The following is a 26,166-nucleotide window of genomic DNA, read 5'->3' as shown; positions in this document are numbered from 1 at the left end:
CGGCGCCGGACGGGTGGCCAGGATCGGTTCGGTGACCTCGTCGGGGGCCGGTTCCACCAGCCGGAAACTGGCTCGCACCGGGCCGCCCGCGGCGTCACGCTGCCAGTTGTCCAGCTCGTCGCGCAGGGTGGCCAACGCGGTCGGGTCGACGGTGAAGTCGCGCCGAGGGCCGGCGAGCGCGGCCAACCACGCCGGTGCCGGGCCACCCGGGCGCAGCCCACGCGCCAGGGTGGTGGTCGCCAGAGCGGCCCGCGCGGCGGCGTCGGTCAGCGCGTCCAGCGCATCCGCGACCACGTCGGCAGCGGTCAGCTCACCATCGCCCGGGCCGGTGGTCCCGGTGGTGGTGACGGCTCGGGCGGCTGGTGGCAGGGCCAGCGCCAGCGAACGGGCCCATGCGGCGTCGGTGCCGGTCAGCAGGGGACGCCAGACCGCCAGCGCCGGCACCTGCACCCCGGCTTCCAACGGCGTTTCGGCGGCCGACCGCGCTTCGGCGCCTGACGGCCTGCTCGGCTCCGTCGTGCGGACGCCGGGGAGGACACGGCCACGGGTCACCAGGTCGGCGGCGAAATCGGCCAGCTCGGCGAGGTGACGCAGGGTGGCCCCGGGCACCGCCGGGAGTTCGTCCAGGGCGCGCAGGAGCGGCAGCGCGTCGTCCGGGGCGTACACCAGCACGGGGACCCGCCACCCGGCCAGGGTGAGCCGGCCGCGGGTCGGGGGTGCGACGGCGGTCCGGATCAGCTCGGGTGAGTCGGTCGGCGCGCCGGCCCGGGTGGGCAGGGTGAGCAGCGCGGTGTCCGGGCGGGCGGGCTCGGCGGCGTCGGCGAGGACGGCGACCAGGTCGGTGTGCCCGGCGGCAAAGGGGTGCGGGCGTTCCCGGGGTGACCGACCGGAACGGGTCGGTGCGGAAGGCGCGGCGCTGTCCTCGGCCCAGACGGCGAGACCGCCGGTTGGGCTGTCGCCGGGCAGCCACAGCCCGTGGATGACCAGCACCTGCTCCCCCTCGTCGCCGCCCGCGCCCAGGATAGGCGGCCCCCTGCGGGTCCGGCGCATCCCACCCAGGGCTCACCGCGTCGCCGTCAAAGGCCGCCCGGGCGTGATCGGAGATCAGATAGCGCCGGACTCGCCGTCGGTCAGCTCGCGCAGGATGTCGGCGTGACCCGCGTGCCTGGCCGTCTCCTCGATCATGTGCACCAGCACCCAGCGCAGCGACACCTCACCGAGCTGCGGGTGCGGCACCACGTGGTCGAGATCGAGGCTCGCGGCGACGACCCGGGATCGGGCGCAGGCCCGCTCGTACGCCTCGGTGAGCCCGGCGACGGTGTCCTGGTCGCCGACCGCGAAGTGCGCCGCCGCGTCCTCGTCCGACGTCAGGTAGACGTCGCCCGGCTCGGGGGCCAGCAGGGTCGGGAACCAGTTCCGCTCGACCATCGTCAGGTGCTTGACCAGCCCGGCGAGCGTGGTCGCCGAGGGCACCAGCCGGCGGCGCGCGTCGGCGTCGGAGAGACCGCGCAGCTTGCGCAGCAGCACGGCTCGGTGGAAGTCGAGGAACGAGTCCAGGACGGCGCGTTCGTCGGCGGTGCGGGCGAGCACCGGACCGAGCGTCGGATCGATCGTCTGCTCCATCCGCCGACCCTAGTCACGAAGCGGAGCTCCCCGCTGCCCCGCTATCCGCTGCGGGCGGGCGGCACTACGGGCAGGATGGGCGCATGGCTTCATCCGTGCAGATCCTTCTCGTCGGCGGCACGGCGGACGGGCAGACCATCACCGTCGAACTGGACAGCAACGGCCGTCCGCCGCTGACCCACCACCACATCGGCTCGGGTGGGCTGGCCGACGCGCAGATCTACGAGTTGGAGACCGCCCGGGAAGAGGCCCGCGAGTGGCGCTACCGGTGGACCGGCCCGGCGGTGTGACAGCCCAGGTCAGACCCGGGTGAGGGTCTGACTGCGCAGGCTCTCCAACACGCCACGGGTGACCTCCGAGGTGCCCCGCGCCTGCTCGCACACCTCCGCCACCCGGCGGGCGGTGGCCTCGGCGCGTTGCTCCCGCTCGTCCCACAATCGGTCGACCTCGGCCAGCAGCGGCCCCTCGACCTCCCGCTCGACGCCGCGCAGGGCCGGCACGCCGAGTCGTTGGGCCAGGTCGAAGACCTTGCCGGCGTACGGCAGGGGCAGGAACGGTGTGCCGACCATCGCCGCGAAGATCAGGAAGTGCAGGCGCATGCCGACGGCCAGGTCGAAGTGGCGCATCAGCCCGAGCACCTGCTGCGGCGAGTAGGTGCCGTGCAGGATCCGGCCCCGCTCGGCGGCGACCATGTGGGACAGGACGCCGTGGGCGTGCCGGATGTCGTCGCGTTCCATCGGCACGAACAGCACGTACGCGTCGATCCGGTGCACCAGGAAGTCACCGATCTGGGCGAGCAGCCGGTGGTAGCCGTCCACGTCCAGCCGTTCGGCGGCCCGCCCCGGCTCCCGCACGCTGATCCCGACCAGGCGTTTGCCGACCGGCACACCCTCCTCGGCCAGCAGGTGCGCAGGGAACTCCTCCGGTTGCAACAGGAAGGCCGGGTCCGCGGTGACCGTGATCGGGTTGAGCAGGCCAGCCTCCTCCAGCACCATCCGGGACTCCTGGTCACGGACGGTCACCTGAGTCGCGCCGGAGAGCGTCTCCCGGACCATGCCGGTGTCCACCCCGTCGCTGAGCGGCCCGACCCCCACCGCGTACGTGATCAGCGGCAGGCCCCGCTCCTGGGCGACCCGGACCACCCGCAGGTAACGGCGAGCCTCCCGGTCGTAGAGGATGCCACCGCCGCCCAGGATGAGCAGATCGAGTTGGGCCAGGACCAGGGCGGAGTCGGTGCGGCTGACGCCCTCCCAGGGCACCGCCTCGACGTCCGGATGGGCGGCCCGGGTGTGCTCCGGGTTACGGGAGAAGACGATGATCCGGGCATTCGGTTCCTGCGTACGCAGATCGGTGAGCAGGCCGGTGAGGATCGCCTCGTCGCCGAGGTTTCGCCCACCGTACGAGCCCAGCACACCGATGGTCAGTCCGGCACCGTGCGTCATCCGTCGCTCCTCCCCAGGTGCGGTCCGCGCCGGTTTCCCGCTGGGCAGGTGAACAGTCCTGCTCAGGGGACCGTCCTGGGCCTCGCTTCCGACCTCAGCCCGCCGGGTCGATCCGCTTCGCCATCTGCTGTGAGGTGACCTCGAAGCCCAGACTGCGGTAGAGCCCGATCGCCACGGTGTTCGTCCCGAACACGTTCAGACCCAGCTCGGGCACCTTGAGCTGGGCGAGTTCGACCTCGATGAGCTGGATCATCCGGCGTGCGTACCCGTGTCCCCGGTGCTCCTCGTGCACCTCGATGTTGTGGATCCACGCCTGGTCCGGGGCGGCGGCCGTCGGCAGTGTCACCCAGATCCAGCCGACCTCGGTGTCACCGACCCGGCCCATCCGCAGCAGCGCCCCCTCGGTGGCCGCGCCCGCCGGCAGCGACTCCCGGATCTGACTGCTCGACCGATCAAGGGCCGCCTCCGGGGTCATCCCCCGGTGCGCCACCAGGTCATCGGCGTACCCCTGCTCCAGCGACACCAGCAGCCGGGCCAGCTCCTGCGCCGTCATCGGCATCAACGTCAATTCCACAGTCGCTCCCCTTCGTCGTCGCCAGCGGGTAGTGCAGCAGAACCCGCCCGGACACGCCACCGGGTTCGCCACGGCGGGACGGCCAGGCGTGCGCGACCCGGCCATGATGACGAGCTCACGTCAGCGACGGCCACCTCGACAATCCGGAAGGGGTGGCCACCGGAGGGGAAATGGGTTGTCCGGCGGCGTGGACGGGGCGCACGGTGAGTAGGTGACGCAACAGACCACCAACCGGATCGGCTGGACGGACCTGCCCGAGCGGGTCCGGACGTCGGTGCAGGAGATCATCGGCGATCGGGTGGTCGAGGCGGTGTCCCAACCGGGCGGCTACTCGCCGGGCACCGCGGACCGGGTCCGCACCGCGACCGGTCGGCGGGCGTTCGTCAAGGCGATCAGCCCGGCGCAGAACCCGGACAGCCCCGGAATGCACCGGGCGGAGGCCCGTACGGCCGCCGCCCTGCCGGCCTCGGCACCGACACCCCGACTGTTGGGCTGCCACGACGACGGCGAGTGGGTGGCGCTGGTCTTCTCCGACGTGGACGGTCGACACCCGGCCACCCCGTGGCGGGCCGACGAGCTGACCCGCGTCCTGAAGGCCCTGGAGGTGATGGCCGCGGTGCTCACCCCGAGCCCGGTGACGCACGTGCCGACCGCCGCCGACCTGCTGGCCGAGGACTTCGCCGGGTGGCACCGGATCGCCGCCGACCCACCGGCTGTGCTGGACCCGTGGGCCCGGGAGCACCTGGACCAACTGCGCGCCGCCGCCGACCACGGCATCGCCGCGCTGACTGGTGACACGCTCTGTCACGTGGACGTACGGGCCGACAACCTGCTGCTCGACGCGACCGGCACGCTCACCGTCGTCGACTGGCCGTGGGCCTGCCGGGGGCCGGCCTGGCTGGACACCGCGCTGCTGCTGGTCAACGTCCGGCTGCACGGCGGGCACGACACCGAGTCCCTGCTGCGCCGGCTGCCCATCACCGCCGAGGTCGACCCGATGACGCTCACCGGCGTGTACGCCGGGTTGGCCGGGTTCTTCGCCGACGGCGCTCGTCGTCCGCCACCGCAGGGCATCCCCACCGTCCGCGCGTTTCAGCAGGCCCAGGCCGACGCCCTGCTCCCGTGGCTGGCCACCCGCCTCCGGTGACCCGGCGGGCGGGTCAGGGCGTCGTCGGCGTCGACTGCAGGTGGCGTGCCAGTTGCGCCAGGTCGGCAAGGCGCAGATCGCCGTCGAGGCCCTTCAGCGCGGCGGTCATCGCACCGGCCGCCCGCCCGGCCCGCAGCCCCACCTCGGCGTCCTCGACCACCAGGCACCGCGCCACGGGCACGCCCAGCAGAGCGGCGGCCCGCAAATAGCCCTCCGGGTCCGGCTTGCCCACCCGCACGTCCTCCACGGTGACCAGCACCGGCGCGACGATGCCGGCGGCACCGAGCCGAGCCTCGGCCAGTCGCGCGTCCGCGCTGGTCACCACCGCCCAGGGCAACTCCAACCGGGCCAGCGCGCTCAGCAGGTCGTGCGCCCCGACGGTGGCCGTCACGTCGGACAGGTCGTCGTACTGCAACGAGAGCTGTCGCGCCGCAGCCGCGGCGACCGCGCTGTCGTCGAGCGCGGGCAGCAGCCGGCGGATGGTCCGGTCGGCGGGGCTACCGTGCGCGATCGCCAGCGCCGCAGCGGGGTCGACGGTGTATTCGACGGCCCACCGCTCCCAGGCCCGCTCGACGGCGGCGTCGGAGTCGACCAAAGTGCCATCCATGTCGAACAGCACCGCGCCGATGCCTGCCAATGTCACGCCACGCTCCCCCTGATGCTCGTCGGACGACAATAGCCGCCCCGCTCCCCCGCCCCAAGATCCGCGCAACTTCGGGGATCCTGCTGCCTCACCGACTGCTGAGGCAGCAACAACACTGAAGTTGCGCGAATCTTGGCGGGTGGTGTCCTCAGCTCGGCAGGGGGCCTCAACCATCCGCCGCACGGGAGGCGTTCTTCTCACCGAGGGGGTGGGCATGACCGAGACGTTCCACGAGTTCGTGGTGCAGCGTTCGCCGGCGCTGTCCCGGACCGCCTACCTCCTCACCGGTGACCATCAACTCGCCGAAGACCTCGTGCAGACCGCCCTGGCGCGCACCTACCGCCACTGGCGGCGCATCCGCGACGGCGACCCCGAGGCGTACGTCCGCCGCGTGATGTACCACCAACAGGTCTCCTGGTGGCGACGGCGACGCCTCGCCGAACGCCTCGAAGCCGAACCCACCGAACGGGCCGGCGGCGACCACACCGACACCACCGCCCTACGACTGACCCTCACCGCCGCGCTGCGCCACCTCACCCCCCGCCAACGGGCCGTCATCGTGCTGCGCTACTACGAGGACCGCACCGAAGCGCAGGTCGCCGACCTGCTCGGCTGCTCTCTCGGCACCGTCAAACGCCACGCCCACGACGCACTGCGCCGACTCCGAGCGGTCGCTCCCGACCTGCTGGACGCCGCCGCGGAGAGGAGCACCCGATGACCGCCCGGCTCCGCGACGCACTGCGTGTCACCGCCGAGGACGTGCCCACCTACCCGGTGTACGAGCGCGCTCTCGCCACCGCCCGCCGCGACCGTCTGCGCCGCGTGGGCGTCGGCGCCGCGGCGTTGTTGCTGCTCGCGTTGGCCGGCGTCGTGGTGCCGCTGACGCGTACCCCCGGCCTCGACCCGGCCGCCGCCGCGAACGCCGCGCTGCCCGACCACATCGCCCTGCCGCCGATCGGCACGCTGCATGTCACCGACCGTCCCCGGCTCGGTCCGGCGTCGGTCATCTTCGACGGGCCGGCGCCGCGTCTGCACGGTTGGAACGACGTGAACGTGGTCGGCGTGGTCGACGCGGACTCCGACCGCTACCGGATCATGCGGATGGGCGGGGAGTCACTGGCGGGCGTGTCGGTCCACCTCTCCCCCGACGGCCGGTACGTGGCCCGGCCGGACGGGGTCCAGGACGATCCGGGCGTCGAGGTCATCGACTTGATCACCGGCCGGACCCAGCGACTCACGTCGCCCGTCGACCGCAGTGTCTGGAGCACACCTGTCGGCTGGTCCGCTGACGGCGGGTCGCTGGTGGTCAGTGACGAAGTGCCGGTCGCGTTCGAAGGGGCCACGTACACCACCGTGCTGAGTGCGGTGACCCTCGGCGGGGAGCGTTGGACCAGGCTGGCCGCCGGCGCCCAGGAGGCCCGCTTCGGCTCGACCGTCGCCGCCGCCCCGGGTCGGCTCGCCTACCAGTACGGCCGCACCGTCGCGGTGACCGATCTGGCTGGCCGCGAGCTCTCCTCGTTCGCCCTGCCCGACGAGACATGGTTGGCCGGCAAGGGAGCGTGGCGTCCAGACGGCAGGAATCTGACGCTGGCCTCCCGCCGGGCGGACAGCGAGTGGACCCTGCGCCAGGTCGACCCCGCCAGCGGCCGGGACGTCGGTCCACTACGCCTGCCCGCTGTGTCCGGGGTCGTCGCCATCCGGCTGCTCGGCTGGGCGCCGGACGGGTCGGCGCTGGTGGCGGCCTATCAGCCGGACCCCCTCGCCCCCGACCTGCCGCTCGAGGAGCAGACGGCCCCGCCCACGAGCGACCAGCGCGTGCGCACCGTACGGGTGCTCGCGCTCACGCCCGGAGCCACCGCACCGCGAACCGTGTTGACCGCGCCGGACCAGGTCATCGCCGTCGACGTCGCCGACCAGGTGGTCCGCAGCGGACGCGTCCGCGACGCGCAGCCGCCGGGCGGAGTGGGTGGTCGGTTCTGGCTCTGGACGGGTCTCGTCACCATGCTGATCACGGTCGGAGTGTTGTACGCGAGCCGCCAACGGATCGCGCTGTGGCTCGACGATCGACGCGTCAGGCGGGCCCGCCGACCTGGCGGGTGAGAGACGGCAGCGGCCCCGCCGGCGTCACTCGTCCCGATCCAGCACCGGCCGGACGGCATCGACGAACGAGATCCGGTGATTGGTCCGCAGCTCGATCGCGGCGAGCCAGCGCTCCCGATGGCCCTCGCGCAAGGGCGTCGTCGCCCCGCCCGGCTCGTCGCCCAGCCGACGCTGGTCGGCGTGCTCCGCACCGATGCTGGTCAGCACAGCCCGGGCCGCCGACACCACCTCCGCCGGCCCTTCCAACAACACCAGGTTGTACGCCTCGTCCACGGCGCGCATCGCCGCGTACGCCTCGTCGTGGCTCGAAACCGGCTCACTCCCGCCGGCTTCGAGCCACCGCCGGTCCAACTGCCGGTACGCCTGGTCGCAGGCGCTCAGGAACCCGACGTACGCGTCCCGCCGTAGCTCGTCCCGGCGCGTCGCCCGCCGTTCGACGCTCTCCTGGCGGGCCACGGCGAGCTGGTGGGCCAGTTGCCGTCGGGTGCTCAGCGCGCCGACCAACCCGGTCAGGGCGGCGGCGGCCAATGTGGACAGTGAGGTGATCAATGCGACGGCGACGGTGTCCTGCACCCGCCCATCATGGCGGCGCGCGCAGTGGGCGTCGTCACCCGGGCGCGGGTCGACTCCGGGTCAGCACGCGGTCGATGGCTGGCAGTCGGGCAGCTCGACACGCCGAACGCCGCGCTGCTGAGCTGCCAGGGATCGTTCGCGGGCACGTACTGCTGCCGTTTTCATGATGAGGGGTGGGCGCGGCAGGTTTCGAACCTGCGACCCCCCGCTTGTAAGGCGGGTGCTCTCCCACTGAGCTACGCGCCCGGATCGCCCGTGCGGCGGGCCGGTGGTGGGCAAGCTTACCTTGCCCGCCACCGGCTCGGGCGCACGGCGTACCCCGGTCAGACGGTCGCTGCGGCGATGGCCTTGCGCCAGCCCTGCTGGTCGCGGGCCTCGCCCGGGCCGTTCATCTCGGCGAAGCGGACCACGCCGGCCTTGTCGATGACGAAGGTGCCCCGGTTGGCGAACCCTGCGACGTCGTTGAAGACCCCGTACGCCTGGGCGACACCGCCGTGCGGCCAGAAGTCGGCCAGCATGGGGAACTGGTAGCCCTCGCGGTCAGCCCAGATCTTGTGGCTGTAGGCCGAGTCGACGCTGATGGTCAGCACCTGGACGTCGTCGTTCACGTACTCGTCGAGGTTGTCCCGTATCTCGGACAGCTCACCCCGGCAGGTGCCGGTGAAGGCGAGCGGGTAGAAGACCAGCAGGACGACGCGCCTGCCCCGGAAGCCCGAGAGCCGGACCTCCTGGTTGTTCTGGTCCTTGAGCACGAAGTCCGGTGCCTCGGCACCAACCTCGATGGGCATGCGAACTCTCCTCGGGTCGGGTCACGAAAACGGCACCGGCTTGCCACCCGGCGGTACGGACCGCCGGGCGCGCGAAGCGGCACGGGCTACTTCTTGGCCTTGGCCCCTCGGCGCAGCACCAGACGTGCGCCGCTCCAGTCCCGGCCGGCGTTGACGGTCGAGGTCTGCTGAAGGCCGGCGGTGGGTGCGGACTCCGCGACCTCACTCGGCTCGACGTGCCCGTCACGCCCCGCCTTCGGGGTGAGGAGCCACACGACCCCGTTGTCGGCCAGCGGGCCGAGGGCATCGACGAGAAGCTCGAAAAGGTCACCGTCGCCGTCGCGGTACCAAACCAGCACGGCGTCGACCACCTCGTCGGTGTCCTCGTCGACCAGATCTCCACAGCGGTCGGTCAGGGCGTCTCGGAGATCCTGGTCGACGTCGTCGTCGTACCCCATCTCCATGACGACCATCCCCGGTTCGATTCCGAACCGGTCCGCCAGGCTGCGTACCCCGTCGGCGGCCTGACCAGCGGTCGCGCTCACTGTCGCGTGCCTCCTCATCTCGTCCCTGCTCGCGGCGTCGGTGCGACGCCGTCAGGCAAAGTCCACACAGTTGTGCGTCCGCGCGCAAGTGGCGCACCGGGTGGAACGGAATTTACCGTGCCAGCAGCGTACGGGCACCGTCGGTAATGGCTTCCGCGGAGACCAGTACGTGACGTGCTGCCGGACCTAATGGTACAAACGAGTCAACTGCCGCTACTCGTCGCGCGGCACCGACATATCCGGCGTCGACCAGCGCGGCGATCACTCCCTCGCCGACCCCGCCGGAGCGGCGTGTCTCGTCCACCACCAGCACCCGACCGGTCGCCGAGGACTCCCGGATGATGTCGGCCACCGGCAGGGGGGCCAACCAGCGCAGGTCCACCACCCGGGTGCCCACCCCCTCCTCGGCGAGGACGGCCGCTGCCCGCAGCGACATCCGCACCCCGTTACCGAAGGTGATGATGGTCAGGTCGTCCGCCGAACCGACCCGGTAGACCCGGGCCCGGCCGATCGGCACGTGCCCGGCCACCCACGCCCCCGGCTCCGGGTATCCGGCCAGCCACTCCCCGTCGCCATCGGCGTACAGGTCGCGGGTGTGGTAGAGCGCGATCGGCTCCAGGAACACGCAGACACTGCCGTCCACCGCCGCGCTGGCCAGGCAGGTCCGCAGCATGGGCGCGGCGTCGTCCGGCCGCGCCGGCACCGCGACCACCAGACCAGGCACATCCCGGAGTACGGCCACCGAGTTGTCGTTGTGGAAGTGCCCGCCGAACCCCTCCTGGTACGCCAGCCCGGCCACCCGGACCACCATCGGGTTGCGGAACGCCCCCTGCGAGAAGAACCGCATGGTGGCCGCCTCGCCGCGCAGCTGGTCCTCGGCGTTGTGCAGGTACGCCAGGTACTGGATCTCCGGCACCGGCAGCATCCCGGCCAGCCCCGCGCCCAGGCCCAACCCCAGCACCGACGTCTCGTCCAACAGGGTGTCGAAGACCCGGGCCGCCCCGAAACGGTCGCGCAGCCCCTTCGTCACCCCGTACACGCCGCCCTTGGCAGCCACGTCCTCACCGAAGATCGCCATCTGCGGGTGGTCGAGCATCCCGTCGGCGAGCGCCGCGTTGATGCTCTGCGCCAGGGTCATCGGCCCGCTCAGCTCCGGCGGCTTGCCACCGAACGCCTCCGCCCGGGCACCCGCGCCCGGGCCGCTGGCCCGTGCCGCGGCGTCGGCCACCGCCCGCGCCACCCGCATCGGGCGGCGGGGCGCCAACGTCGACACCACGTCGGCCGCGGAGGCCAGCTTCGGCTCGCCCAGCACCTCCTCGGCCAGCCGGCGTACCTGCCAGCCGGTCTCGTCGTACCGGGCCAGCAGCTCCTCGCCGGTCGCCACACCGGCGTCGACGAGCAGCCGCGCGGTGGCGGCCACCGGGTCCCGGTCCAGGTCCTCGGCCAGCTCGGCCGGGCTGCGGTACGCCGACTCCGCGTCCGCACCGGCGTGCCCCATCAGCCGTACGGTGCGCAGGTGCAGCACGGCCGGCCGCCGGGTACGGCGCACCCAGGCCGCGGCCTCCGCCGCCACCGCGTACGTCTGCACCGGGTCGGCCCCGTCCGCGCTGAAGTAGCGGATGCCTGGCTTGGCCCGCAGGGTCGTCTCGACCCAGCCCTCAGGTGTTCGGACGCTGATGCCCAGCCCGTTGTCCTCGCAGACGAAGAGCACCGGGATGCGCAGCTTGCCGTGGTCGTACCACCCGGCGGTGTTGAAGGCGGCGGTGGCGCTGGCGTGGTTGACCGAGGCGTCGCCGAACGAGCAGACCACGATCGCGTCCGGTGGCCAGGGGGCGTGCGCGGCGCCCGCAGCGCTGCCGACCCGGACCCCCGCCCCGGTACGCCGCCCGGCGCTGTCCAGCCGGCGCAGCCGTTCCACGGCCAGTCCCATGCCGACCGCGCGGGGCAGGTGCGAGGCGATGGTGGAGGTGGTCGGCACGATGGCCAGGTCGGCCCGGCCGAACACCTTGTGCCGGCCGCCGGCGATCGGCTCCTGGCTGGAGGCGACCATGCCGCGCAGCACGTCCCGGGCCGCGTCCGCGTACGCCGCGAACCCGCCGGTGGGCGGCTCGGTCCCGGACGGCTCGGACGGCTCGGACTGGTCGGCTGCCTCGGGCTCGGCGGCGGGCCCCGGGCCCACGGCTCGCTGCGGGTCCACGACGGGCTGCGTGCCGGTGGCTGGTTGCGTGCCGGTGGCTGGTTGCGTGCCGGTGGCTGGTTGCGTGCCGGCGGGTCGTTGCGTGTCGGCGGGCGGCTGTGCCTGGTCCGCAGGCGTCGCCTCGGCGGCAGCCTGCGCGGCGCGCTGGCAGTAGAACGCGCCGGAGCGGTAGTGCAGCAGCGCCGGGTCGGTGGGACGTAGCGCGGCGGCGACCGCGGCGTTGCCCTCGTGCCCGGCCGAGCCGATCGTGTAGAAGCCCTCCCCGAAGCTGCGCAGCCAACGGCCGGCCAGGTCGAGCTGCCGGCTGGTCACCTGTGCGTCGAACAGGTCCAGCACCTGCGCGCCGGTCAGTGGGGCGTCGTCGGTGACCGGGTCAGCGGGATCACGCCGTTGCTGCGCGGCGGGCAGCGCCGCCAGCGTCTCCCGGAATCGGTCGTCGAGGTCTTGCGGGGTGGTCACGTCGGACAGCATTACCGACGGGAGGCCGCCTCGCCCAGTGGGACACGGCCGGGGCGGGTCGGCTCACTCCGGCCCGCAGGGCTCCGGGCAGCCACCGTCGGACACCTTCCACACCAGGTCACGAAGGGTGCTCAGCTCCCGGTCGGTCAGCCCCGACAGGAGTCGGGAGTCAGACATCACCTCGGTCACCCGGTCCCGTTCGACGCGCCCCTTCTCGGTCACCACCAACGTCTTCTGCCGCCGGTCCGCCGGGTCGGTGCGGCGCTCGACCAACCCGGCCTGCTCCAGCTTGTCGACCAGCACCGTCACGTTCGACCGGTCACAGCCGAGTTGACCGGCGAGGTCACGGGCGGGCAGCGGGTGGTCCGGGTCCAGTTCACGCAACGCCCGGGCCGCCGCCGGGGTGAGTCCCAACTCGGCGAACGCGGAGCCCTGCCGGTGCCGCAGGGCGTCGCTCACGTGGGCCATCCGGCGTAGCACATCGGCGGCGAGACCGGCCCGATCCACCGGCCCACCTGCTGCGGAACCCACCTCCTGCGTCACGGCCACATCGTACGCACGGGGCCGGTCACCGAGGCCCCCGACCGAAGCCTCTAGATCCGCGCAACATCAGGGAAGTTGCTGTCTCGGCGCGCGTTGAGGCAGCACTTTCAGGGAAGTTGCGCGGATCTAGAGGGCGCAACGGCGGCGTGAGGCGCGGTCAGCCGGGGAGGAAGGAGAAGCGGACCTGGCGGGTGGGGTTGTCACCGTTGGTGTCGACCAGGCAGACGGACTGCCAGGTGCCGAGGGCCAGCCGGCCGCCGAGCACCGGCAGTGTGGCGTACGGCGGAATGAACGCCGGCAGCACGTGGTCCCGGCCGTGGCCGGGCGAGCCGTGCCGGTGCCGCCAGCGGTCGTCGGTGGGCAGCAGCGCGTCGATGGCGGTCAGCAGGTCGTCGTCGGAGCCGGAGCCCGTCTCGATGATCGCGAGGCCGGCGGTGGCGTGTGGCACGAAGACGTGCAGCAGTCCGTCACCCTCACTGGAGACGAACTGCTGGGCCTCTGCGGTGATGTCGTGGACGCTCGGGCGGGACCCGGTCCGGACGGTGATGACGTCGCTGCGCATACGTCGCATTCTGCCCGAGCGGGTCAGGACCCGCCGCCACCGCCACCAGAGTCCCCACCACCCCCACCGCCGGAGTCGCCACCGCCGCCGGACCAGTCCCAGCCGCCCGAGTCGCTCCCGTAGTAGGTCGCCGGGATACCTGTGTCGGCGTGCCTGCGGCGCTGGCCGGGCACGGGCCGCGCCCTCCGGTCAGCAGGTGCCAGCAGGCCGCCGCGCAACTGGGCCGCGCCGAAGACGGCCGCGGCCAGGGCGAGGACGATGATCGGGAGCACGGCGGGATCACCCGACAGGAGCACCCAGGTCGCTGGGATCGCCGCGAGCACCCCGACCGCCAGGAGTGCACCGCCGACAACTACTCGTCGCCCGAACATGTCACCACGGTAGGAAACGAGAACAAGGGCCGAAAGCTCGTCGTCGCGCTAAGTTACCGACGGGTACCTGTGTTGAGCGTCGCGTCAGGGGCCCCTAGACGTGACGACAGGTGCCACCAGGGGGCAGGATGGCGCTAGAGACCTATCCCACACACAACCGAGGGAACGCCTGTGGCTACGGAACGCAAGCGCCCGGTGATCAGCGACGGCCTACCGAGCCAGCTTCCGGACATCGACCCTGACGAGACAAGCGAATGGGTCGAGTCGCTTGACGGTGTCATCGACGAACGCGGCGCCAAACGCGCCCGCTACGTCATGCTGCGCCTGCTGGAGCGGGCCCGTGAGCGCCAGGTCGGGGTTCCGCCCCTGACCACCACCGACTACATCAACACCATCCCGTCGGAACGCGAACCGTGGTTCCCGGGTGACGAGCACGTCGAGCGGCGGATCCGGGCGTACGTCCGGTGGAACGCCGCGATGCTGGTGCACCGGGCGCAGCGCCCGGAGATCGGCGTCGGCGGGCACATCTCGACCTTCGCCAGCTCGGCTTCGCTCTACGAGGTGGGCTTCAACCACTTCTTCCGGGGCAAGAACCACCCGGGCGGCGGCGACCACATCTTCTACCAGGGCCACGCCTCCCCCGGCATGTACGCGCGGGCGTTCCTGGAGGGGCGGCTCAGCGAGCACCAGCTCGACGGGTTCCGCCAGGAGTTGTCGCACCCCGGCGGCGGGCTGCCGTCGTACCCGCACCCGCGGCTGATGCCGGACTTCTGGGAGTTCCCCACCGTCTCGATGGGTCTCGGCGGTCTGAACGCGATCTACCAGGCCCGGTTCAACCGGTACCTGCAGCACCGCGGCATCAAGGACACCTCGCAGCAGCACGTGTGGGCGTTCCTGGGCGACGGTGAGATGGACGAGCCGGAGACGCTGGGCGCCATCGGTGTGGCCGCCCGCGAGGAGCTGGACAACCTCACCTTCGTGATCAACTGCAACCTCCAGCGGCTGGACGGCCCGGTCCGGGGCAACGGCAAGGTCATGCAGGAGCTGGAGTCGTTCTTCCGGGGTGCCGGCTGGAACGTGATCAAGGTCGTCTGGGGCCGCGAGTGGGACCCGCTGCTCGCAGCGGACACCGACGGCGCGCTGGTCAACCTCATGAACACCACGACCGACGGCGACTACCAGACCTACAAGGCGGAGTCGGGCGCGTACGTGCGGGAGCACTTCTTCGGGCGCGACGCGCGGACCCGCAAGATGGTCGACCCGCTCAGCGACGACGAGATCTGGAACCTCAAGCGGGGTGGGCACGACTACCGCAAGCTCTACGCGGCCTACAAGGCGGCCACCGAGCACACCGGTCAGCCCACCGTCATCCTGGCGAAGACGATCAAGGGCTGGACGCTCGGCTCGCACTTCGAGGGCCGCAACGCGACCCACCAGATGAAGAAGCTGACGCTGGAGGACCTGAAGACCTTCCGCGACCGGCTCTACCTGGACATCCCGGACAAGGCGCTGGAGGACAACCCCTACCTGCCGCCGTACTACAACCCGGGTGAGAAGTCCGAGGAGATCCAGTACCTCAAGGAGCGCCGCGAGCAGCTCGGCGGCTACCTGCCGTCCCGGCGGACCAGCACCAAGCGGCTGACCATCCCCGGTCCGGAGCGGTTCGCCGACGTCAAGCGCGGCTCGGGCAAGCAGAAGGTGGCCACCACGATGGCCTTCGTCCGCCTGCTCAAGGACATCATGAAGGACAAGGAGTTCGGCAAGCGCTGGGTGCCGATCATCCCGGACGAGGCCCGCACCTTCGGTCTCGACTCGATCTTCCCCACCGCGAAGATCTACTCGCCGCACGGCCAGCGCTACACCTCGGTCGACCGGGAGCTGTTCCTGTCGTACAAGGAGTCGACGACCGGGCAGATCCTGCACGAGGGGATCAACGAGGCCGGCTCGGTGGCCTCGTTCACCGCGGCCGGTTCGGCGTACGCCACGCACGACGAGCCGATGATCCCGATGTACATCTTCTACTCGATGTTCGGGTTCCAGCGGACCGCCGACGGGCTGTGGGCGGCGGCCGACCAGATGGCCCGGGGCTTCCTGCTCGGCGCCACCGCCGGTCGCACCACGCTCAACGGTGAGGGCCTCCAGCACGAGGACGGCCACTCGATGCTGATCGCCGCCACCAACCCGGCGGTGGTCGCGTACGACCCGGCGTTCTCGTTCGAGATCGCGCACATCATGGAGCACGGCCTGCACCGGATGTACGGGGACGCGCAGGAGAACGTCTTCTACTACCTGACGGTCTACAACGAGCCGATCCTTCAGCCGGCCGAGCCGGCCGGGGTGGACGTGGAGGGCCTGCTCAAGGGCATCTACCGCTACTCCCCCGCACCGGAGGTCGACGGCCCGAAGGCCAACGTGCTCGCCTCGGGCACCGGCATGCAGTGGGCGCTCAAGGCCCAGCAGCTGCTCGCCCAGGACTGGGGGGTGGCCGCCGACGTCTGGTCGGTGACCTCCTGGACCGAGCTGCGCCGCGACGCGGTGGAGACCGAGGAATACAACCTCCTCAACCCGGGCGCCGAGGCGAAGGTTCCGTACATCCAGCAGAAGCTGGCCGACGCGGACGGGCCGAAGGTCGCGGTCAGCGACTGGATGCGTGCGGTGCCGGATCTGATCGCCCGCTGGGTGCCCGGCGACTACACGTCGCTCGGCACCGACGGCTTCGGCATGTCGGACACCCGGCACGCGCTGCGTCGGCACTTCCACGTCGACGCGGAGTCGATCGTGGTGGCCACGCTGCGGCAGCTTGCCCGCAGCGGCGCGGTGGCGGCCACCGTGCCGGCCGAGGCCGCCAAGAAGTACGCGATCGACGACGTCAACGCCGCCCCGGTCGGCGAGACCGGCGGCGACAGCTGATCCAGCACGACCAAGGAAGGGCCCGGCGCGCAAGCGCCGGGCCCTTCCTTCGGTAAGACCCACCCCCACTCGGGTCGATCATGGAGTTGTGGTGGGGGACGAAGCTGTCAAGTCACCTCGCAACGGGCACCACAACTCCATGATCGACCGCAGCGGAGGGGCGCAGCGGAGGGCCCAGCGGGGTCCGGAGCCGGAAGCGGCGGCGGTCCGGGGTCCCTGGCGGGGATCCGGACCACCGCCGTCGCGGGTGACGCCGGGAGGATGTGCGCTCGTCAGCCGACGGCGGCCAGGTCGGTGAGCCGGGCCAGCGAGTCCTCCAGGTCGGCGCCGACCCGACGTAGTCCGAGGCGCAGCAGGGCCGCCTTGACCGGACCGGCCGGCCAGCGGACGACGATGAGCCGCACGACGGTCCCGCCCTCCTCTTCGTCGGTGGTGAGCTGGACGTAGATCTCGGTGCGCGCCTCCGCACGAGCACCGGCACCCTTGGCCCGTTCCCGCCAGCCGATCAGCGTCGGCTCCTGGTAGGCGATCACCTCGGCCTCATGCGCCGAGCCGCGCCCCGCCTGGACCAGTTGTCGCCGGCCGAAGCCCTCTCCCGAGAGCACTTCGGCCGCGCGGACACCCGCCAACCAGGCCGGCAACTGCTCGGCCCGCTGGACAACATCCCAGACCACTTCAATCGGCGCCGCCACGTGCGCACTGCGTTCAACGAGGATCATTTCCGTCTTCCTCCGGTGAGGACATCCCACGATATCGGCACTCTATGCGTTAAATCGGACTTACCTGGACGGGTTCGGAAAAAGACACGCCGATCAACCATTGCGGATTGCGCCAAGCCGGCCTATGGCGCATTCATCGAGAGCGCCCTAAAGTCCCGAGCACGTTTCACGTTGACCGGGAGGGCGCATGTCGACCGCACCGATGCCCCAGTTCCCCACCGGCTTCCGTTGGGGTGTCTCCACATCGGCCCATCAGATCGAGGGCGCCACAGCGGTCGACGGGCGTGGTCCGTCCATCTGGGACACGTTCGCGCGCTCCCCCGGCCGGATCGGTGACGGCAGCACCGGCGAGGTGGCCTGCGACCACTACCACCGGCACACCGAGGACGTCGCGTTGCTGGCCGGGCTGGGCGTTTCCGCGTACCGGTTCTCGATCGCCTGGCCGCGGGTGCAGCCCACCGGCACGGGCCCGGCCAACCCGGCCGGCCTGGACTTCTACGACCGGCTGGTCGACGAGCTGCTGGCCGCCGGCGTCGACCCCGTGGCGACCCTCTACCACTGGGACCTGCCCCAACCCCTGGAAGACGCCGGCGGCTGGCTGCACCGCGACACCGCCGCCCGGTTCGCCGAGTACGCCGACCTGACCGCCGCCCGACTCGGCGACCGGGTCCGGCTCTGGATCACCTTGAACGAACCATTCATCCACATGAGCCTCGGGTACGGCATGGGAGTGCACGCTCCCGGTCGGATGATGCTCTTCGACGCCTTCCCGGTCGCCCACCACCAACTGCTCGGGCACGGGCTCGCGGTCGCCGCGCTGCGGGCCCGCACCACCAGCCCGGTGGCGATCGCCAACAACTACTCGCCCGTGCGGGTGCTCGGCGACCGCGACGCCGACCGGGCCGCCGGGGCCGCCTACGAGGCGCTGCACAACCGGCTCTTCACCGACCCGCTGCTCGGTCCCGGTTACCCGGAGCTGCCCGGCTTCGACCCGGGCGTCATCCACCCCGGCGACCTCGACACGATCGCCGCGCCGATCGACGTGCTCGGGGTCAACTACTACAACCCCACCGGCGTACGGGCGGCAGAGGAGGGTTCACCGCTGCCGTTCGACCTGGTGCCGCTGGACGGCTACCCGCGTACCGCCTTCGACTGGCCGGTGGCCCCCGACGGGCTGCACGAGCTGCTCGGCTGGCTGCACGACACCTACGGCGACGCGCTGCCACCCATCGAGATCACCGAGAGCGGCTGCGCGTACGACGACGCGCCGGACACCGACGGGCAGGTGGCCGACCCGGAGCGGATCGCGTACCTCGACGGGCACCTGCGCGCCGTCCGGGCCGCCATCGACGACGGAGTCGACGTTCGCGGGTACTTCGTCTGGTCGCTGCTGGACAACTGGGAGTGGGCCGAGGGGTTCACGAAACGCTTCGGCCTGGTGCACGTCGACTACGCCACCCAGAGGCGTACGCCGAAGTCGTCGTACACCTGGCTGCGGGACGTGATCGCGGCCTCCCGGCCGGGGTCGGCGCGGTGACCACCCTCGACCCGACGCCGGCGTCGCTGCCGGCGGCGCTCGCCGAGCCGACCGTGCCGGTGCGACGCGGCTGGATCGGGTTGATCTTCGCCGCCAACCTCGGCGTCTGGATGGCGTTCTTCACGCCCATCCAGGTGCTGCTGCCTCAGCAGATCGAGCAGATCGCACCCGGCGACAAGGAGAACATGCTGGCCGTGGTCACCGGCCTCGGCGCCTTGGCCGCGGTGCTCGCCAACCCCCTCGCCGGCGCGCTCTCCGACCGCACCTGCCTGCGGGTGGCCGGCCGCGAGTTCGGTCGCCGGCACGTCTGGACGGCGGGCGGGGCCCTGCTGGGCGCGGCGGCCCTGGTGCTGTTGGCCCAGCAGCGGACCATCCTCGGGGTCGCGCTCGGCTGGGTGGCCGCGCAGGTCTGCTTCAACGCGATGCTGGCCAGCCTCAGCGCCGCCGTCCCGGACCGGGTCCCGGTGACCCAGCGCGGTGGCGTCTCGGGCTGGGTGGGCATCCCGCAGGCGCTCGGGCTGGTGCTCGGCGCGGTGCTGGTGACCGCAGTGGTCACCGGCAACGCCGCCGGCTATCTGGCCATCGCCGTGGCCATCCTGCTGTTGTCGCTGCCGTTCGCGCTGTTCACCCCCGACGAGCCGCTGCCACGTACGCACCGGCCCGTGGTGCGCACCCGGGCGTTGCTGGCCTCGATGTGGATCAGCCCGCGTCGGCACCCGGACTTCGCCTGGGCCTGGATCACCCGGTTCCTGGTGCAGCTCGGCAACGCCCTGGGCACCCTCTACCTGCTGTACTTCCTCACCGACGGGGTGCACCACCCCGATCCTGAGGGTGGGCTGCTGGTGCTGATCCTGCTCTACACGCTCGGCATGATGCTGACCGCTGTGGTCGCCGGACGGCTGTCGGACCGTTCCGGACGCCGCAAGATCTACGTCATCGCATCCGGGGTGATCATGGCGGTGGCGGCGCTGCTGCTGGCGGTGGCGCCGGTCTGGCCGATGGCGATCGTCGCCGCGCTGCTGCTCGGCGCCGGCTACGGCGTCTACCTCGCCGTGGACGCCGCGTTGATCACGCAGGTGCTGCCCCGGGCCACCGACCGGGCCAAGGACCTGGGCGTCATCAACATCGCGAACTCCGCGCCGCAGGTGCTCGGCCCGGCGCTCTCCGCCCCGCTCGTCGTGTACCTGGGTGGCTATCCCACGCTCTACGCCGTCACCGCTGTGGTCACCCTGATCGGCAGCGCGCTGGTCGTCAAGATCCGCTCGGTTCCCTGAGTCGAGGCCCCTGGCGGAATGCGCTCGACCGTCGCCGTAGGCTGGGGGACGTGACAGTACGTGTGCGCTTCGCCCCCTCCCCGACCGGCATGTTCCACGTCGGCGGCGCCCGCTCGGCGCTGCAGAACTGGATCTACGCCAAGCAGCAGGGCGGGGTGTTCGTGCTGCGTATCGAGGACACCGACGCGGCGCGCAACAAGCCCGAGTGGACCGAGGGGATCCTCTCCGCGCTGGACTGGATCGGCATCTCGCGGGGCAGCTACGAGGGCCCGCACTTCCAGTCGGAGAACGCCGGCGAGCACCGGGCCGCCGCCGCCCGGCTCTACGAGTCGGGTCGCGCCTACTACTGCGACTGCACCCGCGAGGACGTGCAGGCCCGCACCGGCTCGCAGTACCAGGGCTACGACGGCTACCACCGCGACCGTGGCCTCGGCCCGGGCCCAGGGCACGCGCTGCGCTTCCGTACGCCGGACGAGGGCGCGACAGTGGTCGTCGACCTGATCCGCGGTGAGCCCACCTTCGAGAACAAGCTCATCGAGGACTTCGTCATCGCCCGGGGCGACGGCTCGCCGGTCTTCCTGCTGGCCAACGTCGTGGACGACATGACCATGGGGATCACCCACGTGATCCGGGCCGAGGAGCACCTGCCCAACACGCCCAAGCAGCAGCTGCTCTGGGACGCCCTCGGGGTCAAGCCGCCGATCTGGGCCCACGTGCCGGTGGTGGTCAACGAGAAGCGGCAGAAGCTCTCCAAGCGCCGGGACAAGGTCGCTCTGGAGGCGTACCGCGAGGAGGGCTACCTCCCCGGCGCCATGCGCAACTACCTGATGCTGCTCGGCTGGGCGCCGTCGGGCGACCGGGAGATCGTTCCCTGGTCGGTCATCGAGGAGGAGTTCCGGCTCGAAGAGGTCAATCCCTCCCCCGCGTTCTTCGACGAGAAGAAGCTTCGCGCGTTCAACGGCGATTACATTCGCGCGCTGCCGGTGGACGAGTTCATCGACGCCTGCCAGCCGTGGCTGACCGGCACCGGCACCATCGCGCCGCCGCCGTGGCAGCCCGAGGAGTTCGACGCCGACGCGTTCGCCGCAGTCGCCCCGCTGGCCCAGACCCGGATCACGGTGCTCAGCGAGATCGTGCCGAACGTCGACTTCCTCTTCCTGGCCTCGCCACTGATCGACGAGGCCGCGTGGGCCAAGACGATGAAGGACGGCTCCGCCGAGTTGCTCGACGACGCCGTCGCGGCGTTCGAGGCGCTGGAGTCCTGGGATGCCGAGTCGCTGAAGTCGACGCTGGAGGCGGTCGGCGCCGAGCGTGGCCTCAAGCTCGGCAAGACGCAGGCGCCGGTACGCGTCGCGGTCACCGGCCGCACCGTGGGCCTGCCGCTGTTCGAGTCGCTGGAGGTGCTCGGTCGTGAGCGCGCCCTGACCCGGATGCGCGCCGCCCGGCTCCGACTGGTCTGACCTCCGAGCTCCGGCGCCGTCTCCGCCGCCGGTCGCCGGCCAACCGGGCTGGTGCCCGGCCGCTCAGCGGCGTCGGGCTCGGAGCCACCTTTGCAACCCGACGACGAGCGCGCCCACCAGCAGGGCCGCCGCGATCGTCCACAGCCAGCCGCGCATCTGGCTGCTCTCCTGCGCGGCCGGCACCGGGCTGCCCGCCGCGGTCGCACCGGCCGTCGCGGTGACGGCCGGGGCCGCCGACGACGCCCCGCCGGCGGTCGGACCCGTCGCCGCGGTCGGGGCGGTGCCACCGGCGGTCGGGGCGGAGCCGCCAGCGGTCGCCGGCGAGGCGGACGGGTCAGCAGCGGTGCCGGTCGTGAGGGTGAACCGCACCTCGCCCTTCACCGGGTGTCCGTCCGAGGACGCGAGCTGGTAACCGACGATGTAGAGCCCGGCCGCCGCCGGCTTGAACGGCACCCGCACCCGGCTGCCGTCGAAGGCCGGCGGGCCGCCAGCGACCACATTGTCCGGCCCGGATATTGTGATCTTCGTCGTAGCCGGTGCCGGCTTGGCCAGGAACCGCAGCTCGATCTGGGCGGGTGCCGTCGCCACCCGGGCACCGTCGCGCGGGTCGCTGCCAGTCAGCGAGTTGTGCGCGGCGGCTGGCGTTGCCGGCGCCAGGAACGACACACCGAACGCCACGCCGAACACCACTGGCACGACCCGTGCCATACGTGTAACCCTGCCCCCCATGAACCCCTCCGTAAGGGTACGATCCGCCCGCTGATCTAACCGCTCCTCATTAGTCGAGCAGAGATCGCAGATAGTTCCAAATACTGTTCCACAAGCTGCAACTCATCGACGTTTTCCGGAGTCTGTAAGGGTGAGCCCGACCATCTGGTCGGTGCCGCATCGGCAGACCGATCCAGACGTCACAACGATGCCATCCATCGAACGGGGCGAGGAGGCGGGATGGTCCGTCACATGAGGTGGTTGGCAACCGTGCTGGCGGGCGCGCTGGCCACGGCGTTGCTGTCACTCGGCACTGCCGGCCCGGCCTCGGCGGCGCCGAAGCCGCCACCCGCCGGAGTGAACATCGCCGGCGAGGGCCTCTCCGCGCCGTTGCAGTTGCGCGCCGACACCCAGCCCACCCACGTGGGCGCGGTCATCGACCAGGTCAACTTCCTGGCCCACATCGGCATGCCGAAGGGCCCGAAGCCAGCCGACCTCGGTCCGAAATACACGGTCGTGGTGCTCGCCGGCGAGACGCCGAAGCAGACCTACGATCTCTATCCCAAGGCGGTCGGCGGCCCCCGTGTCTACCGGCCGGCGAAGCAGCCGGACGGCCGCAAGATCAGCGCCGGTTGGTTCCTGGGTCGGCTCAGCATGTCCGAGACCCTGCGCACCGCCGGCGTCCCGCTGGAGCGGCAGTTCGACACGGTCAGCGGTGGCGTGGGCGGCGGCGAACGGGCGCTCCCGGAGAACACGCTCGACCCCGCGAAGGACCTTGACAAGGCGCTCGGCGACCTGCAACGCCTGCTGCTGCTCAACGTCGGGGTGATGCTCACGATCACGGTCGGCCTCGCCGGGATCGCCCTGCTGATCCGTCGCCGCACCCGCTGAGCTACCCCCGCCCGGTGGTCAGCACCAGCGGCGTGGTGGGCGTTGCCGGCGGGTGGCCCGCGGCCGAGGTCGGACCGGGCCGTGCCGATGCGCCCCGGCCCAGCCGGGAAGTTCGCTGAGGCAACCGGCGGGAACGTCCGAGTCGGGTTCGGCGAGGATGTTGGGCTCCCCGGAGCGCTGGCGCGGCAGGGCGTCGTCGTCGGCCCGGCCGGCGAGCGGCTCCACCGGGTGCGACGGTGCGCCGCCGACCGGCCGGCGGTGCTTGCCAGCCGCCTGCGGGTCGTGGTGCCCCGGTCGGCAGGGCTCGCCCTGGGCGCAGCCGTGCTCGGCCTCCCCGTGCGCCATCCCCGGTCTCCTCACACTCGTCCCAACCTCGGGTGCTCCCCCCGACGTGCCCTGTCACCGTACTGGCCCGGACCGGCGGGCCGCGCGCCGCGTACCCCGGGGTCAGGACCGGGCGGTTCATCCGGACGACGGGGAGCGCGGGAGCTGGTTACGCAGTTCACAGCTTCTTTTCGTGCCGTTCACCGTGGGGGCGCGGCCGGGGCGGCGCGGTGCTCAGCGGGTGCGGTGAGCCTCCAGGTCGGCGCGGGTGAAGAGCGCTCGCAACGCCACGCCGTGGCCGGCGAGCGCCTGCGCTCCACCCTCGGCCCGGTCGATGACGCAGAGGGCGTGCTCCACCCGGGCGCCCAGGTCGCGCAGTTGCCCGGTGGAGATGACCACCTGGCCGCCGGAGGTGACCACGTCCTCGACCACCAGCACCCGCCGACCGACCAGCTCCGCCCCCTCGGCCAGCCGGGCAGTCCCGTACGGCTTGGCGCTCTTGCGGACGAAGGCGCAGGGCAGCCCGGTGTGCCGGCCGAGCGCGGTCACCACCGGAATGCCTCCCATCTCCAACCCGGCCAGCACCTCGGTGTCGGTCGGGACCAGGAGCGCCAGCTGGGCGGCCACCCGGTCCAGCAGACGGGGGTCGGCCTCGAAGCGGTACTTGTCGAAGTACTCGTCGGCGGTCCGCCCGGAGCGGAGCACGAACGTGCCGGTCAGCCGGCAGGTGGTGTCGATCTCGCGAGCCAGCGCGGCCAGGGTTTCCACATCGGTCATGATGATCATTATCGCGGCTGCGGCTCGGGGTCCGCGTACCCCTTTCGGCGCATGTGGGCGTCGTCGGGCTCCTCCTGCCGACGGTGTCCGAGGGTCGGCGGCTGTGGTGGGATCGGGGCATGCGTCCGCCACCGTGGCTCGGCTCCGGCACCCTGGCCCGCGACGTCGCGCTCGCCGGCGCGTCGCTCGTCGGCGGCCTCGTGCTGTACGCCCTGGGGTGGCAACCGCAGGTGCGCCCGAACACGGGCGTGCCGTCGGTGCTGTTCCTGCCGCCGCTGCTGACGATGTGCGTGGCCGTGGGCCTGCGCCGGGTCGCCCCCCGCGCCAGCCTGGCCGTAGGCACCGGGGCGCTGGTCGTGGACACCGCGCTAGGCAACTCGCTCGGGACGATCCTGATCTACACCCAGGTGCTCTACGACGCCTGCGTGTACGGCCCGCCCCGCCTGTGGCGATGGTTGCTGCGGGTGACCATCGGGCTCAGCCTGATCGGTGCGGTCCTCGGCGTCCTCCTCCTCGGCCATTGGCGCGGGGTCACCGTCGGGGTGCTGGTGGTGCTCGCCGGGTTGTTGCCGGTCCTGACCGGGATCAGCGTGCGGCAGTACCGCGACCAGGCCACCGCCGAGCGGGCGCGGGCCGAGCAGACCGCCCGGCTGGTCGAGATGGACCGCCGGCAGGCGGTCAGCGCCGAGCGCGCCCGGATGGCCCGGGAGCTGCACGACGTCGTCGCCAACCACCTCAGCGCGGTGGCCATCCACGCCACCGCCGTGCTGTCCGTACCCGGGCTGGACCGCAGCCAGGTCGAGTCGGCGTTGCGGGTGATCCGGGAGAGCAGCGTGCAGGGGCTCGCGGAGATGCGTCAGATGATCGAGGTGTTGCGCGAGCCGGGGACCACCGGTGGGCCGGCCCCGGTGGGAGACGACCCGGCCGTGCCGGAGATGGTCAGCGCGCGGCTGGCGGAGGCGGACGGGTTGGTCGAGCGGATCCGCGCTGCCGGCCTGGCGGTGCGGGTCCGCACCGACGGCACGCCGGGGCCGCTGCCGGTGGCGGTGGACCTGGCCGCGTACCGGATCGTGCAGGAGTCGCTGACCAACGCGCTCAAGCACGGGACGGGTGAGGCCGATCTGACGATCGCGTACGGCTCGGCGGAGGTGGTGCTGACGGTGGAGAACCCGGTGCGCCGGAACGGGATCGGTCTGACCGGCGCCGGCGCCGGGCTGATCGGGATGCGGGAGCGGACCACACTGCTGGCCGGTCGACTCACCGCCGGGCCGCAGGACGGTCGGTGGCTGGTCCGGGCCGCCCTGCCCACCGGGGAGGGCGGGTGACCGGGCCGTCGGGAGACGCGGGCGCGGCCACGGTACGGGTGGTGCTCGCCGACGACCAGCCAGCGGTACGGGCGGGGCTGGCCCTGATCCTGGGTGGCTCACCGGGCATCGAGGTGGTCGGCGAGGCGGCCGACGGCGACGAGGCGGTGCGGTTGTGTCGGGAGTCGCGCCCGGACGTGGCGGTGCTGGACGTCCGCATGCCCCGCCGGAACGGGATCTCCGCGACCCGGGCCATCGTCGCCGACGGGCTCGCCGACGTGCTGGTGCTCACCACCTTCGACCTCGACGAGTACGTCTTCGGCGCATTACGTGCCGGCGCGGCCGGGTTCCTGTTGAAGGACACCGACGCCGACGGCCTGGTGACCGCTGTGCGTACGGTGGCGCGCGGCGACGGCTTCATCGCCCCCGCGGTGACCCGCCGGTTGATCACCGCTTTCGCGGCCACCGCGCCGGGCGCGTCCGCGGCCACCCGGGCCGCGCTGGGCACCCTCACCCCGCGCGAGCGGGACGTGCTGGCCTGCCTCGGCCTGGGCCTGTCCAACCAGCAGATCGCCGATCGGCTGGTGCTGGCCGAGAGCACCACCAAGACACATGTGAGCCGGATCCTCGCGAAGCTGGGCCTGCGTAGCCGGGTGCAGGCCGCGATCCTGGCCCAGGAGCTGGGGCTGACCGCTCCCCCACAACCCTGAGCGCGT

Annotated in this window: 26 protein-coding genes, 1 tRNA gene and 1 pseudogene; 11 read left to right on the top strand and 17 right to left on the bottom strand. The window is 72.1% G+C overall.

Features of this window, described 5'->3' with window-relative positions; all coding sequences use genetic code 11:
* Positions 1 to 38 precede the first annotated feature (38 nt).
* A pseudogene (locus KBX46_RS33340) lies at positions 39 to 990 on the bottom strand (ATP-dependent helicase); the annotation flags it as partial.
* 114 nt (positions 991 to 1,104) lie between these two features.
* The gene (locus KBX46_RS27200; RefSeq protein WP_088949545.1) at positions 1,105 to 1,623 is read right to left on the bottom strand and encodes a DinB family protein; all 519 of its coding nucleotides are present in this window, start codon (positions 1,621 to 1,623) and stop codon (positions 1,105 to 1,107) included.
* Between the two features lie 83 nt (positions 1,624 to 1,706).
* Between KBX46_RS27200 and KBX46_RS27195 the strand changes: the two genes are divergently transcribed.
* The gene (locus KBX46_RS27195; RefSeq protein ID WP_088949546.1) at positions 1,707 to 1,913 is read left to right on the top strand and encodes a hypothetical protein; all 207 of its coding nucleotides are present in this window, start codon (positions 1,707 to 1,709) and stop codon (positions 1,911 to 1,913) included.
* A 9-nt stretch (positions 1,914 to 1,922) separates the two neighbouring features.
* Here KBX46_RS27195 and KBX46_RS27190 read toward each other — a convergent pair whose 3' ends face one another.
* Entirely contained in the window at positions 1,923 to 3,065 is a 1,143-nt protein-coding gene (locus KBX46_RS27190) for a polysaccharide pyruvyl transferase family protein (RefSeq protein ID WP_179780364.1), read from the bottom strand.
* Between the two features lie 94 nt (positions 3,066 to 3,159).
* The gene (locus tag KBX46_RS27185; protein WP_308159704.1) at positions 3,160 to 3,639 is read right to left on the bottom strand and encodes an N-acetyltransferase; all 480 of its coding nucleotides are present in this window, start codon (positions 3,637 to 3,639) and stop codon (positions 3,160 to 3,162) included.
* Positions 3,640 to 3,850: 211 nt separating this feature from the next.
* Here KBX46_RS27185 and KBX46_RS27180 point away from each other — a divergent pair, with 211 nt between their 5' ends.
* Positions 3,851 to 4,786: a phosphotransferase gene (locus tag KBX46_RS27180; RefSeq protein ID WP_210794711.1), complete on the top strand. Its 936-nt coding sequence runs from the start codon at positions 3,851 to 3,853 to the stop codon at positions 4,784 to 4,786.
* A gap of 13 nt (positions 4,787 to 4,799) precedes the next feature.
* Here the strand turns inward: KBX46_RS27180 and KBX46_RS27175 are convergent, their stop codons facing one another.
* Positions 4,800 to 5,429, bottom strand: coding sequence for an HAD-IA family hydrolase (locus KBX46_RS27175; protein WP_210794709.1), 630 nt, complete (start codon positions 5,427 to 5,429; stop codon positions 4,800 to 4,802).
* Positions 5,430 to 5,643: 214 nt separating this feature from the next.
* Between KBX46_RS27175 and KBX46_RS27170 the strand changes: the two genes are divergently transcribed.
* Both KBX46_RS27170 and KBX46_RS27165 read left to right on the top strand, forming a co-directional pair.
* Positions 5,644 to 6,147: a SigE family RNA polymerase sigma factor gene (locus KBX46_RS27170; RefSeq protein ID WP_088949551.1), complete on the top strand. Its 504-nt coding sequence runs from the start codon at positions 5,644 to 5,646 to the stop codon at positions 6,145 to 6,147.
* A complete protein-coding gene (locus KBX46_RS27165) occupies positions 6,144 to 7,529 on the top strand; it encodes a hypothetical protein (RefSeq protein ID WP_210794708.1) in 1,386 nt (461 codons plus the stop codon). The genes KBX46_RS27170 and KBX46_RS27165 overlap by 4 nt, the downstream gene beginning before the upstream one ends.
* Positions 7,530 to 7,553: 24 nt before the next feature.
* Here KBX46_RS27165 and KBX46_RS27160 read toward each other — a convergent pair whose 3' ends face one another.
* The 8 genes from KBX46_RS27160 to KBX46_RS27125 all read right to left on the bottom strand — a co-directional run bounded on the left by KBX46_RS27160 (position 7,554) and on the right by KBX46_RS27125 (position 13,546).
* A complete protein-coding gene (locus tag KBX46_RS27160) occupies positions 7,554 to 8,102 on the bottom strand; it encodes a hypothetical protein (RefSeq protein ID WP_210794706.1) in 549 nt (182 codons plus the stop codon).
* Between the two features lie 174 nt (positions 8,103 to 8,276).
* A tRNA-Val gene (locus KBX46_RS27155) sits at positions 8,277 to 8,348 on the bottom strand.
* A gap of 77 nt (positions 8,349 to 8,425) precedes the next feature.
* The gene (locus KBX46_RS27150; protein ID WP_210794704.1) at positions 8,426 to 8,890 is read right to left on the bottom strand and encodes a peroxiredoxin; all 465 of its coding nucleotides are present in this window, start codon (positions 8,888 to 8,890) and stop codon (positions 8,426 to 8,428) included.
* Positions 8,891 to 8,976: 86 nt separating this feature from the next.
* Positions 8,977 to 9,414, bottom strand: a complete 438-nt coding sequence (locus tag KBX46_RS27145) for a DUF3052 domain-containing protein (protein ID WP_007463483.1) — start codon at positions 9,412 to 9,414, stop codon at positions 8,977 to 8,979.
* Positions 9,415 to 9,526: 112 nt separating this feature from the next.
* Positions 9,527 to 12,082, bottom strand: coding sequence for a thiamine pyrophosphate-dependent enzyme (locus KBX46_RS27140; RefSeq protein WP_210794702.1), 2,556 nt, complete (start codon positions 12,080 to 12,082; stop codon positions 9,527 to 9,529).
* A 51-nt stretch (positions 12,083 to 12,133) separates the two neighbouring features.
* The gene (locus KBX46_RS27135) at positions 12,134 to 12,538 is read right to left on the bottom strand and encodes a MarR family winged helix-turn-helix transcriptional regulator (protein WP_099856296.1); all 405 of its coding nucleotides are present in this window, start codon (positions 12,536 to 12,538) and stop codon (positions 12,134 to 12,136) included.
* A 232-nt stretch (positions 12,539 to 12,770) separates the two neighbouring features.
* Positions 12,771 to 13,175 (bottom strand): secondary thiamine-phosphate synthase enzyme YjbQ, encoded by a 405-nt coding sequence (locus tag KBX46_RS27130; RefSeq protein ID WP_185755388.1) that lies wholly within the window; start codon positions 13,173 to 13,175, stop codon positions 12,771 to 12,773.
* A 23-nt stretch (positions 13,176 to 13,198) separates the two neighbouring features.
* Entirely contained in the window at positions 13,199 to 13,546 is a 348-nt protein-coding gene (locus tag KBX46_RS27125; protein ID WP_210794700.1) for a hypothetical protein, read from the bottom strand.
* Between the two features lie 171 nt (positions 13,547 to 13,717).
* On the opposite strand from KBX46_RS27125, the gene aceE reads away from it, so the two are divergent.
* Positions 13,718 to 16,456 (top strand): pyruvate dehydrogenase (acetyl-transferring), homodimeric type, encoded by a 2,739-nt coding sequence (gene aceE / locus KBX46_RS27120; protein ID WP_088949557.1) that lies wholly within the window; start codon positions 13,718 to 13,720, stop codon positions 16,454 to 16,456.
* A 272-nt stretch (positions 16,457 to 16,728) separates the two neighbouring features.
* Here aceE and KBX46_RS27115 read toward each other — a convergent pair whose 3' ends face one another.
* On the bottom strand, positions 16,729 to 17,175 hold the full coding sequence (locus tag KBX46_RS27115) for an SRPBCC domain-containing protein (RefSeq protein ID WP_088949558.1): 447 nt from the start codon (positions 17,173 to 17,175) through the stop codon (positions 16,729 to 16,731).
* A 187-nt stretch (positions 17,176 to 17,362) separates the two neighbouring features.
* Here KBX46_RS27115 and KBX46_RS27110 point away from each other — a divergent pair, with 187 nt between their 5' ends.
* From KBX46_RS27110 to gltX, 3 genes are read left to right on the top strand one after another with little or no spacing between them, the layout of a single operon-like run.
* On the top strand, positions 17,363 to 18,712 hold the full coding sequence (locus KBX46_RS27110; RefSeq protein ID WP_210794698.1) for a GH1 family beta-glucosidase: 1,350 nt from the start codon (positions 17,363 to 17,365) through the stop codon (positions 18,710 to 18,712).
* Positions 18,709 to 19,986: an MFS transporter gene (locus tag KBX46_RS27105; RefSeq protein ID WP_210794696.1), complete on the top strand. Its 1,278-nt coding sequence runs from the start codon at positions 18,709 to 18,711 to the stop codon at positions 19,984 to 19,986. The genes KBX46_RS27110 and KBX46_RS27105 overlap by 4 nt, the downstream gene beginning before the upstream one ends.
* Positions 19,987 to 20,036: 50 nt before the next feature.
* Positions 20,037 to 21,446, top strand: coding sequence for a glutamate--tRNA ligase (gene gltX, locus KBX46_RS27100; protein ID WP_308159703.1), 1,410 nt, complete (start codon positions 20,037 to 20,039; stop codon positions 21,444 to 21,446).
* A 63-nt stretch (positions 21,447 to 21,509) separates the two neighbouring features.
* On the opposite strand, the gene KBX46_RS27095 is transcribed toward gltX, so the two are convergent.
* The gene (locus tag KBX46_RS27095; protein ID WP_247668258.1) at positions 21,510 to 22,154 is read right to left on the bottom strand and encodes a copper resistance CopC family protein; all 645 of its coding nucleotides are present in this window, start codon (positions 22,152 to 22,154) and stop codon (positions 21,510 to 21,512) included.
* 240 nt (positions 22,155 to 22,394) lie between these two features.
* On the opposite strand from KBX46_RS27095, the gene KBX46_RS27090 reads away from it, so the two are divergent.
* Positions 22,395 to 23,045, top strand: a complete 651-nt coding sequence (locus tag KBX46_RS27090; protein ID WP_210794692.1) for a hypothetical protein — start codon at positions 22,395 to 22,397, stop codon at positions 23,043 to 23,045.
* An 18-nt stretch (positions 23,046 to 23,063) separates the two neighbouring features.
* On the opposite strand, the gene KBX46_RS27085 is transcribed toward KBX46_RS27090, so the two are convergent.
* Together KBX46_RS27085 and KBX46_RS27080 are read right to left on the bottom strand one after the other, a co-directional pair.
* The gene (locus tag KBX46_RS27085) at positions 23,064 to 23,390 is read right to left on the bottom strand and encodes a hypothetical protein (protein ID WP_210794690.1); all 327 of its coding nucleotides are present in this window, start codon (positions 23,388 to 23,390) and stop codon (positions 23,064 to 23,066) included.
* A 213-nt stretch (positions 23,391 to 23,603) separates the two neighbouring features.
* Entirely contained in the window at positions 23,604 to 24,146 is a 543-nt protein-coding gene (locus KBX46_RS27080) for an orotate phosphoribosyltransferase (protein ID WP_210794688.1), read from the bottom strand.
* 119 nt (positions 24,147 to 24,265) lie between these two features.
* Between KBX46_RS27080 and KBX46_RS27075 the strand changes: the two genes are divergently transcribed.
* Together KBX46_RS27075 and KBX46_RS27070 are read left to right on the top strand one after the other, a co-directional pair.
* Positions 24,266 to 25,471 carry a sensor histidine kinase gene (locus KBX46_RS27075; RefSeq protein ID WP_210794686.1) on the top strand — a complete coding sequence of 402 codons (1,206 nt, stop codon included), beginning with the start codon at positions 24,266 to 24,268 and terminating at the stop codon, positions 25,469 to 25,471.
* Positions 25,468 to 26,160, top strand: coding sequence for a response regulator transcription factor (locus tag KBX46_RS27070; protein ID WP_210794684.1), 693 nt, complete (start codon positions 25,468 to 25,470; stop codon positions 26,158 to 26,160). The genes KBX46_RS27075 and KBX46_RS27070 overlap by 4 nt, the downstream gene beginning before the upstream one ends.
* The last annotated feature ends 6 nt before the right edge of the window (positions 26,161 to 26,166 follow it).

This window comes from Micromonospora sp. C81 (assembly GCF_018070425.1).
Lineage (GTDB): Bacteria > Actinomycetota > Actinomycetes > Mycobacteriales > Micromonosporaceae > Micromonospora > Micromonospora zamorensis.
This window is presented reverse-complemented; position numbering and strand designations above follow the sequence as displayed.